10 protein-coding genes are annotated in these 12,943 nt (G+C 58.8%); 7 read left to right on the plus strand and 3 right to left on the minus strand.

Features of this window, described 5'->3' with window-relative positions:
- Positions 1-68: 68 nt before the first annotated feature.
- Positions 69-2,036 carry a 4Fe-4S binding protein gene (locus ABVF61_RS09310; RefSeq protein WP_353993235.1) on the plus strand — a complete coding sequence of 656 codons (1,968 nt, stop codon included), beginning with the start codon at positions 69-71 and terminating at the stop codon, positions 2,034-2,036.
- A 16-nt stretch (positions 2,037-2,052) separates the two neighbouring features.
- Here the strand turns inward: ABVF61_RS09310 and ABVF61_RS09315 are convergent, their stop codons facing one another.
- Positions 2,053-2,817 (minus strand): hypothetical protein, encoded by a 765-nt coding sequence (locus ABVF61_RS09315; RefSeq protein ID WP_353993236.1) that lies wholly within the window; start codon positions 2,815-2,817, stop codon positions 2,053-2,055.
- A gap of 92 nt (positions 2,818-2,909) precedes the next feature.
- Between ABVF61_RS09315 and ABVF61_RS09320 the strand changes: the two genes are divergently transcribed.
- The 5 genes from ABVF61_RS09320 (at position 2,910) to ABVF61_RS09340 (ending at position 6,800) form a co-directional block, all read left to right on the plus strand.
- Positions 2,910-3,098: a DUF6494 family protein gene (locus ABVF61_RS09320; protein WP_353993237.1), complete on the plus strand. Its 189-nt coding sequence runs from the start codon at positions 2,910-2,912 to the stop codon at positions 3,096-3,098.
- 13 nt (positions 3,099-3,111) lie between these two features.
- Positions 3,112-4,197 carry an Mrp/NBP35 family ATP-binding protein gene (locus ABVF61_RS09325; protein ID WP_353993238.1) on the plus strand — a complete coding sequence of 362 codons (1,086 nt, stop codon included), beginning with the start codon at positions 3,112-3,114 and terminating at the stop codon, positions 4,195-4,197.
- Entirely contained in the window at positions 4,194-4,895 is a 702-nt protein-coding gene (locus tag ABVF61_RS09330; protein WP_353993239.1) for a biotin/lipoate--protein ligase family protein, read from the plus strand. Before ABVF61_RS09325 ends, ABVF61_RS09330 begins: the two co-directional genes overlap by 4 nt.
- Before the next feature lie 4 nt (positions 4,896-4,899).
- Positions 4,900-5,376: a DUF6505 family protein gene (locus ABVF61_RS09335; protein ID WP_353993240.1), complete on the plus strand. Its 477-nt coding sequence runs from the start codon at positions 4,900-4,902 to the stop codon at positions 5,374-5,376.
- A gap of 236 nt (positions 5,377-5,612) precedes the next feature.
- Complete coding sequence (locus ABVF61_RS09340) at positions 5,613-6,800, plus strand: multidrug effflux MFS transporter (RefSeq protein WP_353993241.1); 1,188 nt, start codon at positions 5,613-5,615, stop codon at positions 6,798-6,800.
- A 111-nt stretch (positions 6,801-6,911) separates the two neighbouring features.
- On the opposite strand, the gene ABVF61_RS09345 is transcribed toward ABVF61_RS09340, so the two are convergent.
- Positions 6,912-8,318 (minus strand): RtcB family protein, encoded by a 1,407-nt coding sequence (locus tag ABVF61_RS09345; RefSeq protein WP_353993242.1) that lies wholly within the window; start codon positions 8,316-8,318, stop codon positions 6,912-6,914.
- 1,137 nt (positions 8,319-9,455) lie between these two features.
- A complete protein-coding gene (locus tag ABVF61_RS09350; protein ID WP_353993243.1) occupies positions 9,456-11,030 on the minus strand; it encodes a vWA domain-containing protein in 1,575 nt (524 codons plus the stop codon).
- A gap of 207 nt (positions 11,031-11,237) precedes the next feature.
- Between ABVF61_RS09350 and rtcR the strand changes: the two genes are divergently transcribed.
- Positions 11,238-12,821 (plus strand): RNA repair transcriptional activator RtcR, encoded by a 1,584-nt coding sequence (gene rtcR / locus ABVF61_RS09355; RefSeq protein WP_353993244.1) that lies wholly within the window; start codon positions 11,238-11,240, stop codon positions 12,819-12,821.
- Positions 12,822-12,943 lie beyond the last annotated feature (122 nt).

Genomic DNA, 12,943 nt, shown 5'->3' on the forward strand with positions numbered 1-12,943 from the left:
TGATCTTGGAACGCGCGAATCTGGAGCGAATACTGGAGCGCGTTGTTCAGGGAGAGGACGCGCTTAGAATGACAGACACCAAGCTTCTGCTTTGCGATTGCCGCAAAAGCCAGGCAATCGATTCGCAGCAACTGCAAGATGTGACGGGTATTTCCTGCTCGAGGGTCCACACCGAACTCTGCAGAGCGGAAGCGACAATTGCAGAAGAAGCGCTTCAGGCGGGCAATGTCCTGATCGCCTGTACGCAGGAACGAAGCTTCTTTCAGGAAATAGCGGCAGACCTGGATGCCGAAGATCCGGCCTTCATAGACCTTCGTGATCGTGCCGGCTGGACAGAGGGATCGGGATCAACCTCGCCCAAAATGGCCGCTCTCATCGCGGAAGCGCTCCTTCCGGCACCGGGCGAAAAGGTTGTCGATGTGGTCTCGGAGGGCACCTGCATAATCATTGGTGAAACAGGAGACGCGATCGCGGCCGCAGAGCATCTGTGCGACATGCTGAGCGTAACCGTCCTCTTGGCGCCTGAAGCGGAATTGCCGGTTTCGGACTATCGCCGCTATGACATCGTGCGTGGACGCATGAAGTCGGCGACGGGTTCGCTTGGCCAGTTCAAGGTAGCGTTCGATGCCCTCCAGGAGCGTATTCCAGGTGGCCGGGGCGCGTTCAATTGGACTGAACCGCGCAACGGCGGCCGGACCGAATGCGACATCCTCATCGATTTCCGGCGCGCATCCCAACCGCTCTTTCCGGCTCCCGAAAAGAGGGAGGGTTATTTGCGTGCCGATCCGGGAAACATGGAGGCCCGCACGAAAACCCTGCTGGAGGCGTCACAGCTTACCGGCACGTTCGAAAAGCCGATCTACGTTAAACAGAACGAAGGGCTGTGCGCTCATTCAAGGGCGCAGAAAACCGGCTGCACGCGCTGCCTGGACCTGTGCCCGACCGGCGCGATTACCCCGGCCGGTGACCATGTTGCTGTTGACGCGATGATCTGTGCCGGATGCGGTAGCTGCGCATCCGTCTGTCCCTCTGGCGCGATCACCTATGACGCGCCGCCACCGGAACACGTCTTCAAAAGGCTTCAGACCCTCGGCGCAACCTGGCGCAAACTCAGTGCCGCTCCGCCGCATTTGCTGGTTCATGACGCAAAGCACGGGCTTGACCTCATCCGCCTGAGCGCCCGCTACGGCAAGGGCCTTCCTTTGGATGTCATACCCATGGAAGTAACTGCGCTTGCAGGTTTCGGGCACGCGGAAATGCTCGCGGCGCTGGCGAGCGGGTTCCAGTCCGTAACGGTTCTTCTTGCACCTGAGACAGAACGGGACGGCCTCCCTTTTCAGACAGACCTTGCAAACGCAATTGCTGGCGATGACCTCGTCAGGCTGATCGAGCCTGTCGATCCCGATCAGCTCGACGAGCTTCTTGCGGTTGAAACCCAGACAGGCCTCACCGTGCAACCCATCCTTCCGCTTGGTTCCCGCAGACAGATCACGCGCCTGGCCGCAAAGGCGCTGAACGATGCTGCCGAGCCGGTCCCGTTGCCTGCAGGTGCCCCCTATGGTGCCGTCAGTCTAAACCTGGACAGCTGCACCCTCTGCCTCTCTTGTGTCTCCCTTTGCCCGTCAGGTGCCTTGAAAGAAAACCCTGATATGCCGCAATTGCGGTTCCAGGAAGACGCCTGTCTCCAATGCGGTATCTGCACGACCATCTGCCCTGAAAGTGCGCTCACGCTCGAACCACGCCTAAACCTGTCGGACGATGCGCTCACGCCGAAGGTTCTGAAAGAAGAAGAACCGTTCAAATGCATTGAATGTGGCAAACCGTTCGGCGTGCGCTCGATGGTCGAACGGATGACCGAAAAGCTGGCCGGAAAGCACGGCATGTTCCAGGACAACAAGGCGGCCAAGCTTATCCAGATGTGTGACGATTGCCGCGTCAACGCGGTCTACCACTCTGAGAACAATCCTTTCGCCATGGGCGAGCGGCCCGCCGTACGCACCACCGACGACTACATCAGCAAGCGGCGCGACCATTGAACATCGCGCCACATCATCACTGGTACTGGATCGGTGCGCCGAGATCAGCCGGCGGAATGCGCGAGACGAACGCCAGAATGGCATCAAGCTCGTCCAGCGTGATTTCCAACGGGGTGATCGGTGACGGCCGACTGATATGGAACGGCTCTGTCACGCCTTCGACCTGTGTGAAGGACGGGTGCGGATTGAGCGCGAAGAACGCTTCGAAACGTGCCCGCCAGTCGGAAAAACTGCGCATTACGGCAAAGGACGGTGAAGAGCCGATCGTTGTCAGCCGGGTGGCCTCATTGACCATGTGGCAGCGTCCGCAGTGGACAACGGCCAACTTCTCGCCCGAGACAACGTCTCCGGAAATCGCCTCAGAAACCACTTCTTTCGGTTTTGCGGTAGCTGCAACGAAAACTTCGCCGTTGTCCGGCTTGAACGAGGCGATTGTCTTTCTGCCGACATCGCCTGTCAGCCAGTCCTCAAAACGTGCAACATGCTCGTTTCCTGCATCCGACACTGCAAAGAACCAGTCCTTGCCGGCGCCCGAAAACACGGGGGTTTTGGTCTGCAACGCCGAAAAAGCAGCCTCAGCCGCAGCGGTTTCCGGAACGATTTCAATCCGGATGCCGGTCTTCAGCGAAAACCGTGGCAACAGATGTTTCAAGAACCCGGACGCAACAAGATCGTCCGGCGCGCTCAAACGAAACGTCTTGGCAAGTGCCTCGCCCGTCGCGCCCGGCCCTGCGACAAGAAACAGTCCAAACAGGACTGCAAACATAATACGGCAGCACACGCGCTCCTCCCTCACGATGCTGACAAAACACGTTAGGTTAGGGGCGAAATCCTCGTGCCGTCAATTCACACAATGCTCAGAGGGAGGTTAAGATGAGTGACGAATTCAATATGTCCATGCGAAAATTTCTGAAACAGGTTGGTGTCACGTCCCAGCAGGCGATTGAGGAAGCGGTCCGAAACGCAGGGCCTTCGGAGGGCAAAAAATATAAGGTCAAGGCTGTGGTCACGATTGAAGAAATCGGCCTGGAGCATGAAGTGAACGGCGAGATCGAGGGGTAATCCGGACGTGTCCGTGACGCGCGAAACTGTTCTCAACAAACTGAAATCCGTCAAGGATCCAACGACCGGCGAGGATATTGTTTCCTCAGGCATGGTCCGCGCTCTCCAGATTGGCGACGGAAACATTCGCTTCGTGATGGAGATCGACGCAAGCCGCATGAGCGACATGGAAGCTCTTAAAGATGAGGCCGAATCGTCCCTGTCACAGCTCGATGGTGCCGGGACAGTGCAGATCATCCTGACGGCGCATTCCGAAAAAGCCGCTGAACCGGTAAAGCCGAGCGAACCGACCCCGATCAGGCCCCGCCCGGCACCTCCTGGCAGTTCCGGCCCGCAGAAGGTCCCCGGTATTGACCGGATCATCGCTGTTGCCTCCGGAAAGGGCGGTGTTGGCAAGTCGACGGTTGCCGCCAACCTGGCATGTGCCCTTGCCGCTGAAGGCCGAAGGGTCGGATTGCTGGATGCGGACGTTTATGGCCCCTCGCAGCCGAAAATGCTTGGCATCTCCGGCCGGCCGACCTCCCCCGACGGGCAGATGATTCTGCCGCTGCGCAACCATGGCGTCACCATGATTTCCATCGGGTTGATGACCACCGGCGACAAGGCTGTTGTCTGGCGCGGACCGATGCTGATGGGCGCTCTGCAGCAGATGATGGGTCAGGTGCAATGGGGGGCGCTCGATGTTCTGATTGTCGACCTGCCGCCCGGCACCGGCGACGTTCAGATGACCCTTTCACAGAAATTCATCGTCGACGGTGCAATTATCGTCTCAACGCCCCAGGACGTTGCGCTGCTCGACGCGCGCAAGGGCATCGACATGTTCCAGCAGATGCAGGTCCCCATCATCGGCATGATCGAGAACATGTCGACGCATATCTGCTCCAAGTGCGGTCACGAGGAACATGTTTTCGGCCATGGCGGCGTCGGTGCTGAAGCCGAAAAACTCGGTGTCCCGCTGCTTGCGGAAGTGCCGCTGCACCTGAACATCCGCCTTGCCGGAGATGGCGGCACGCCGATTGCCGTGGAAACACCGGACGCACCTGAAGCAAAGGTTTTCGGAAAACTGGCGAAAACACTCGTTGCGGAGGGACATGCGTGAGCGATTTGCAGTTCCCGCCGATGTTTCAGGGAGAGGCGCTTTCCGGCGCTGCCGATCCGTTCGAGCGCGCTCTAGCGCTTGCTCTTGCCGGCACTGACGCGGGAACGGTGGTCTACAATTCAAAAGGCGACACTTTGAAGGCCAGCCTCATCTTCGCTCCTGAGGTCCGTCTCGAAGAGGCTGTCGCAACGCTGCCGGTCTGCGCGCTTGGTTTTCAGGCAGCCCTTGGAGCGCTCGCCCCACCCGAGGTTGCGGTTCATCTGGAATGGGACGGGACGATCCTGGTCAACGGCGCGGTGTGCGGGCGGATGCGCATGAAGGCATCCACTTCCAACCCGGACGAAATCCCGGACTGGCTCGTGCTTGGCCTTGAACTCAACATGACGAGTTCACAGGAAAATCCGGGCGTCGACGCCAATATCACCTATCTTTCCGAAGAAGGCTGTGCGGAAATCACGTCCGAGAACTTTCTGGAGGCCTGGGTGCGTCACAGTCTTTACTGGATCAACAGGTGGCTGGATGAAGGCCTGCGCCCTGTCCATGCCGACTGGCGCGGTCTTGTGCCCAAACTCGGCGAACCGGTTGAAATCGACGGACGGTCTGGAACATTTGTCGGTGTGGATGAGAATTTCGGGATGCTGCTCAGAACCGGGGAAGAGACGAACCTGATCCCGCTGTCGAGCCGATTGGAGACTTGAACTCATGAAACTTGCCCGTGCGATCCACATGGATGACAGCGATCGCAATGTCTATTTTTCTCCCGCGCGCACAGGCGAATGGTGCCTGTCAGGCGGATTTGAATTCTCCGATTGGACGGAGGCCGACCTTGTCGGCAAAGCGCGCCAGGCCTTTGCAAATGGTTGGCTGGGTCTGGAAACCTTTGGCCGGGTGACCTTCGTTGCCATCACACCGATCGAGGAATCCGAATTCTCCAGCCTTGTCGACCGGCTTGCGCAGCATTTCGTGGATGTTTACGGCGCTCCCTCCGTGGACGCGGCGCGCGGCGTCGCCGAAGACGAACTCCGCTATATGGCTGACCTTTGTTCCGAGCACGATGAGAACATGCTGCTCGCCGTCCACCGGGAACTCTCTGAAGAAGGCGTCAAGGAGAGCTACAGCGCCATCGAATCTCCCGCGGCGGAATTGGATCTGGTGGCAATGCATGGGGACATGCAGTGAATGGCAACACGTCCATTGCGCCAAAACACCCGATAACATGAGCGCAAGTTACCCGCGCTTGCGTTGCCCTGCGCACCTGAATAGTGTCTTGGGCAGGATTAGAAACATGACTATGAAATTCGACATCGTGGTGAGAAACAGGCGCGTGGAACGATAGCGGCGACCCCTGCCGTTTTCCATGTGCCCCCGGCTTCTTACCGGGGGCTTTTTTTGACCCATGGCATTTCGAGAAACCCTTGGCCCGCACACCGCCTCATCTCATCACGATCATCCTGCTGACTGCGTTTTCACCGCTGTCGCTGAACATGTTCCTGCCGTCGCTCGGAAACATCGCCGAAGACCTGGAAACGAATTACGCGCTCGTGAGCGTTGCCATTGCGGGCTATCTGGCTGTGACGGCGGTGATCCAACTGATCGCGGGGCCGCTTGCGGATCGCTACGGCCGACGCCCGGTTCTCCTCGCAACTCTTGCAATTTTCAGCGTGTCCTCGCTCGTGTGTGCGCAGGCAGAAGATGTCTGGGTCTTTCTCTTTTTCCGGATGCTGCAGGGCGGCATTACAGCAGGTTACACGTTGTCGCTGGCAATCGTTCGGGACACCCACGAACCTCAAAAGGCAGCGGGGCTTATCGGGTATATCAGCATGTGCATGGCCATCGCTCCGATGCTTGGCCCCGTTTTCGGCGGGCTCCTGGACACGGCCTTCGGCTGGCGTGCCAATTTCTATCTTTACGCGACTTGCGGGGTCCTGCTCCTGGCACTCTGCTGGGTTGATCTGGGAGAAACGAAGCCTGACCGTCAAGAGCATCAGCAGTCCATGGCGGCTGCCACCCTGGCCCTCGTCAGCGACTTGCGTTTCTGGGCCTATGCCCTTTGCTCCACGTTCACCGTGGGCGCCTTCTACATTTTTCTGGCCGGTGCGCCACTGGTCGCCACAACCTCCTTTGGCGTGACGACGGCCGAACTCGGGTTTCTGATCGGAAGCATCACTGTCGGCTTCTCTGCCGGCGGTTTTCTGGCCGGCAGGTATTCATCCAGACTGTCCCTGCCCGCGATGATGCTGGTCGGACGGATCACGGCCTGTACCGGCCTCACCATTGGTTTGGTCGCCTTCCTCTTCGGTACGGCGTCTCCGATGGTCTTTTTCGCAAGCACGGTCTTCGTCGGCATTGGAAACGGTCTGACGATCCCGGGAAGCAATTCCGGCGCGATGTCCATTCGCCCCGATCTTGCCGGAAGCGCTGCGGGCCTCGTTGGAGCTCTTACGCTAGCGGGTGGTTCAGCACTCACGAGCCTGGCGGGGCTCGCCGTGGGTTCGGGAGAACAGCCAATCACGGTCCTCGCGCTCATGTTGGCGAGTTCCGTGCTCGGTCTGGTCTTTGCCCTTGGGGCTTTGGTATTGGAACGGAGTGGAGCGGACAGGTAGGATCTTCCGGCTCTGCCACTAGCTTTGAAAACCTCGCCCGCTGACTGTCGATAATGTCCCGACCATTCAACTGCGACTCGGGAAATCAGTGCCTGAATGAAGCAAGGCGGATTACCGCCTTGCTCCTTTTCTCTTCTTCCAGAACGGCTCGATATCACCGGCCATGATGCAGCCGAAGGGATCGATATAGTCCTCGATTTCGGCCAGATCGTATTTCTTGATCTGGGCAACAACCGCATCGGCCTTCTTGTAGCCGGACGGCAGTTCGGAGACGTCGATCTTCTCTTCGAAGAAACGGATGTCGAGACCTTCCGTTTCTTCCTTAAGCATCTCTTCCGGCGTCTTGCCGAGCGAGCGGCGCTTGTGCTCGGAGCGCGAGAAGTTGCGCCCCGCGCCATGCGGCGAGAACCCGAGCGCATGACCGGCATCCTTGCCGCGTACGACCAGAACCGGTTCAGCCATGTTCAGCGGGATCAGTGTCAGCCCCGTTGCATCGGATGCGTATCCGTCCCAGGCCGGGGTCGCCCCCTTGCCGTGGTAGAACAGACCGTCACGCTCGAACACGAAGTTATGCTCGTTCCAGAAACGGTCCGAGTGGGTGGTCCCGCTCGCCTCGACCGTCGCCTGATGCAACGCGTTGTGGTTGGCCTTGGTCCACTTGCGGATCAGCTGCAAGGCTTCCCAATAGGCTTTTCCTTCCTTGCTCTCAGACGGGATCCAGGCGTTCTGCTTCAAGGTTTTCGGCGACAGTTTCCTGCGGTATTTTTCCGCAACGCTCATGCCGATCTTGTAAAGAACAGCCCCCGGCCCGCGGGATCCATGGTGGGTCACCATCGCCGTTTTCCCGGTATTCCTGGAAACGCCGACAAATAGGAAATGGTTGCCGTCGCCCTGGGTTCCCAGATGCTCCTGCGCCATGCGCAGGATCTTCGGGTCGTTCAGGAACCGGTTCTCGCGGAACTGGTCGTAAAGGCCCATGGACATCGTGAAGCGCTTGCCGTTGGCACGGCCACCCGAGCCGAAATGCGTCACCGAATGCGCGGCATCCAGAACGGTTTTCGGATCAGCGTCCTCAAACTCTGTCATCATCACAGAGCAGCAGATATCGGCGCTGTGCATTCCCGGATGGATGGCGTTGCGGGCCGCAACGACACCGCCGACCGGGATGGTCCCGAGCGGACCTGCCGGACAGGCATCCGGCATGATCGCGCCGGCTTCGACCGTCGGCGTACGCATCAGCTCGGTCATGTGATGCTTGACCGCCTTCAGGTTCGCCTCTTCGTCCTCACCTTCCGCGTCCAGGTTGACGTGAAACGGCTTTTCTCCGGACGCAGCCAGCGGCAGAACCGGGGCCGGCTTGTAGCCTTCCAGCATCTGACGCACATCCTCAAGCGGCGTACCCTGATCGAGCGCGGCCTGACCGTCCCTGAGGGCGGCACCAAAGGCCTTGCCTTCTTCGTGGCCCCACGCGGTCAGCATCGCGCTGGTCAGCTGTGTCATTTCCCTCTCAATCGTCATTGTCTTCTTCCTTCATACCCGCCTGGCGGCAAACGTGTCGCGGAAAATCGTCAGAAACGAACGCCCGCCAGCATCCGCCAGGCTATGCGGGGCAAGGTTTGGCAAGATCTTCTTTCCGCCACCGGATTGCTCCGGGCCAGGCTTGAACTGGCACGGGAAGCACTGTCGCGCCTCCCCTCTCGACCGCGCCGGGAGGCGTCTACCTGTAATCCTGCCGGCATCCCCGATTTCGCGGCAAAGCCGCATTCAAAGTTACCGTTCGAAAATTCCAAAATCCGGTCAGAGCGACGAGGTGGGTGCGAAACGTTCCTGCTCTACCGCTTGAGCTACGCTGCATCAGATGGTTGCAGCGACGGGACTCGAACCCGCAACCTGGCGATTAAAGATCGATGTAGTTCCGCAGGCATTCGCCCTGACCGGTTTTCCGCGCGGCGGCAAGGTGATGACAAGACACTCATGGTCAAGAATGTAGTCCTGCCGGCATCCGCCGCGTTCAAAATATCTTTCCTTTAAATCTCCTTCATGCGCCAGATACTGGTTGCTATTGGTGTCAGTCCGGTCAGGACGACAAGATCGGTGCAAAACACTCCTGCTCTATCCGTTGAGCTACGCTGCATCAGATGGTTGCAGCGGCGGGATTCGAACCCGCAACCTGGCGATCCTGAGTCGATGTAGTTCTGCAGGCATTCGCCCTGACCGGTTAATCTCTGCGGCGGCAAGTCGATGATGAAATCAGCTCCGTTGCCTTTCCTCGTTAGACGACATCGCAATCCCGCGAAGGCGTGGCCCGACCCACGCATTTCCGGAGGTAACAATGTAATTCCATCGGCATCCGCCTCGCATCAAAAACTCTGGAAAGACCAGGCGACAAAAGTAAAGAAACACGGGAGTCCCGCTCGAGCCTAAGAGCGCATGCTGCGATCAACCTGCGCTCGGAAAGCGCAGACAAGTTGATCGACCCGTTAAGGCCGGTCAGCCTATGGACATTCCATCGGTTCCGATTGAATGTCCGCTGATCTGGAGGGGAGTCGAACCCGCTCGGACTTTGTCCCATAGTTGGAGCAATGTAGTTCCTTCGGCATTCGCCGGATCTTCCCGGAACCGCGGCAGGCGGATTGCCCGCCGCGGTCGTAAACGTCAGGTCAGTTCGATCGCTTCGATCTCTCCGACCCACTGGTCCGCAGTCATCGCCCCCTTGGCAAAGGCCGCAATCTGGTCGAACACCGCATCGGAGAAGCCCCCGATGTTGAGGATATCCGGCCGCGACTTGGCCTGGCTTGTGCCATAAGGCGCGATATCGATGCACACCAGCTTGGCATCCGGGTTACGCCTTTTCAGCGCTTCCCATTCACGCATCACGCCGGTTCCATGCCGATCCTGGACTCCCGCCCAGGACTGGTTATCGGATACCAGGATCACCAGATCCGGTGCCCGGCGTTTTGCGTTCAGCCACGCCAGCGGCGCTGCACAGTTCGTTCCGCCGCCCCACTGCTCGGTGAGCTTTTTGGCGTTGGTCATGACGGTATCTCGCCCCGTCAGCTTGACCTGCCGAACCTTGACTTCAAACGGCAGGACCGTGGCCCCGCGGTTTCGCCGCAGAACGGCTGCGGACACAAGAGCTGCAACATCGACGCAGCGCGTCTCGGTTGTCGCCCCCTTTCTGTACCCCGTCACCGGAGAGATCATGGACCCGGAAACGTCCGGGCACACAACGACCTGACCCTTGAAGGCCGGTACGTTGGCGACCGAGATTTCCAGCGCTTCATGCATCGCCTCGCGGATTTCGGACGGCATATCCTCAGACAATGCCTGGAAACCCGTGAGCAGCTGATACGGAAAGGCGCGAGCCTTCCTGATACGCTTCGGATCCTTCAATATATCGGCAACGATGCCGACCACCGGTGTCTTTTTGAACCGTTCATCCTCAAAGATGCCATGGCGCAGGAAAGTGTTCAGGTTCATGCGCACCATGTTCCAGCTTCCACGTTCTGCCAGCTTCGCCCAGTCTTTCCTGGAAAGCGGCAGATGCGTCAGCATCTGGAACGGAACGTCCGGTACTTCACGGCCCTTCGGGTTTTCCAGGAAGGCCACATAGTCTCGGACCTGCTCCGGCAGCTTTTCAACGTCGCACGGCTTGCCGATCAACCAGGCGAAGAGAGCCTCACGCTCGGCATCGCGCGGTTTCGGGTGCACTATCTTGATGACATCGGCAAGCGACGGATCTTTCCCGATATTTGCCTGAAGCAACTGGTAATCCGTTGCAGCGTTCAGCCAACCGCGCACCAAGGCCTTCGGCCTGGTTCCGAGCGACTTGCGCCCCGTCTGACCGGATCGCAGGATCTGCACGAAGTTGCGCAGCATTTTTCCGTCGGTCACGACATGCGGGAAGGCTTTCGCCAACAGCTGCGGGTCACGCGATGCCAGCACCGCCAGCAACAGGGCCGGCAGGTCTTTCATCTTGCCCTTCTGGCGGGCGTAAACAGCCGTCTTCGCCAGAAACCCATCCGGAACCGAAGCCGCCGTTTCAAGAACGGCCTTCAGCTCGAGCTCGGCGGACTGGTAGAACGTGTTGCCGATGGAGCCCGTTGCAGCCAGCTGCGCCAGCTTGTGACGGTCTTCATATGTGTAGGCCTTGCCACCCGCCAGGTTCCTGGCGTCGGCTTTGCCGGAAAAACGTCCACGCTGGGATGCAAACAGAGATTTGTTCGCCATTGTCTCGCTCCTCAAACCCGTGCCTGGAAAGGCGTTGGTGTTCGTGTCTGTGTTGAGAAGGAGATTGCATCAGCGAACCGCGCAGAAAAACAAAAAAGCAAATTAGATGTAAGTCACTGTATTTAATAGGTTATCTTGAATATTGACATTTGCAGCAAGAAATATTCTTATACTTTTGGATACGAATTTATAAAACTGGATATCTCGTTGAAAAAGAACGTCGTCATCGGCTTTCTCGGCACGCAACTGGACGCCGGCAAAAAGCGTCGCTGGCGTCCGTCTATCGCCGTGACCCAGCATGGCAGTTTTCCGGTACACAGGATTGAACTCCTGTACGACAGGGCGTTTCATCGCCTCGCGCAAAACGTCAAGGCAGACATCGAGGATGCAAGCCCGGCGACGGAGGTCTTGCTGCAACTCGTCGACCTTCGCGATCCGTGGGACTTTCAGGAAGTTTACGGAGCCCTCTTTGACTTCGCGCGCGAGTATGGTTTCGACGAGGATAGAGAGGACTACTTCGTCCATCTGACAACGGGGACACACGTTGCCCAGATCTGCTGGTTCTTGCTGACGGAATCCCGTCACGTCCCAGCCAAGCTGGTGCAGACATCACCGCCGCGCGGCGAGGACAGCGAGGTCAACGGCCGCTACAACATTGTCGACCTTGACCTCTCGCGCTACGACGCCCTGCAGCAGCGCTTCGATCTCATTGCAGAAGAATACAACGCGCTCCTGAAAGCCGGCATCGAAACCCGCAACCCGGCCTTCAACAGCCTGATAGAACGCATAGAGCTTGTCGCCACGAACTCGGATGCGCCACTGCTCTTGCTCGGAGACACCGGCACCGGCAAGAGCGAGCTGGCAGAACGCATTTACGAACTCAAGCTGCAGCGCCGCCGGGTAAAGGGCAGGCTGGTCCATGTGAACTGTGCCACCCTGAAGGGCGAGCGCGCCATGTCGAGCCTCTTTGGCCACCGGCGCGGAACCATGGGAACCGGCAGCCCGGACAGGCGAGGCCTGCTGCGCGAGGCCGATGGCGGCGTCCTGTTTCTCGATGAGATCAACGAACTCGGCCTTGATGAGCAGGCGATGATCCTCCACGCCGTCGAGACCGGCCGCTTCCTGCCCGTCGGATCCGATCATGAAATCACCAGCCGTTTCCAGCTCATTGCCGGGACCAATCGCGACCTCGGGCAACTTGTCTCTGAAGGAAAGTTCCGGCCGGATCTTTACGCGCGCCTGAACCTCTGGACATTCCGCCTGCCCTCGCTGACCGAGCGCCGCGAGGATGTCGAACCCAATATCGAGTTTGAACTCAACCGGTCCGAAAAACTGCTTGGTAGCCGGGTCGGCTTCAACGCTGATGCGCGCGCGCGTTATCTCGATTTCGCCATGTCTCCTGCGACGCCCTGGCCGGGAAACTTTCGCGATCTGGGCGCTTCGGTTCAAAGACTGTGTACCCTTGCCCCGCGCGGACGCATCACGCAAGCGCTCGTGGATCAGGAGATTGAAGCCCTCGAACGTCAGTGGATGAGCGCTGAAACCAATCCGGATGACGCCCTTCTGGAAGACTTGCTCGGAGATCGAACCGGGGACATTGACGCCTTCGACAGGGTGCAGCTTGCCTATGTCATTCGTGTTTGCCGCAAGAGCCCCTCGCTGAGTGCGGCGGGCAGAGTGCTTTTCGCAGCCTCCCGCGCGACACGAACCAGCCGCAACGATGCCGACCGCCTCAAGAAGTATCTGGACCGGTTTGACCTGAGTTGGCAGTCGATTGTGGCCGATCGCTGAGCGCGGCACAGCGGGCTCACGCGCCAATGGCGTTTCCGTGATCCGGACACGCTTGAACTTGAAGTAAACGTCAACACGAAGAACATCGAGTTGAATGCACGTTACCAAATGCCTTCCCAAAT

This window comes from Roseibium sp. HPY-6 (assembly GCF_040530035.1).
In the GTDB taxonomy this organism is placed as follows: Bacteria; Pseudomonadota; Alphaproteobacteria; order Rhizobiales; family Stappiaceae; genus Roseibium.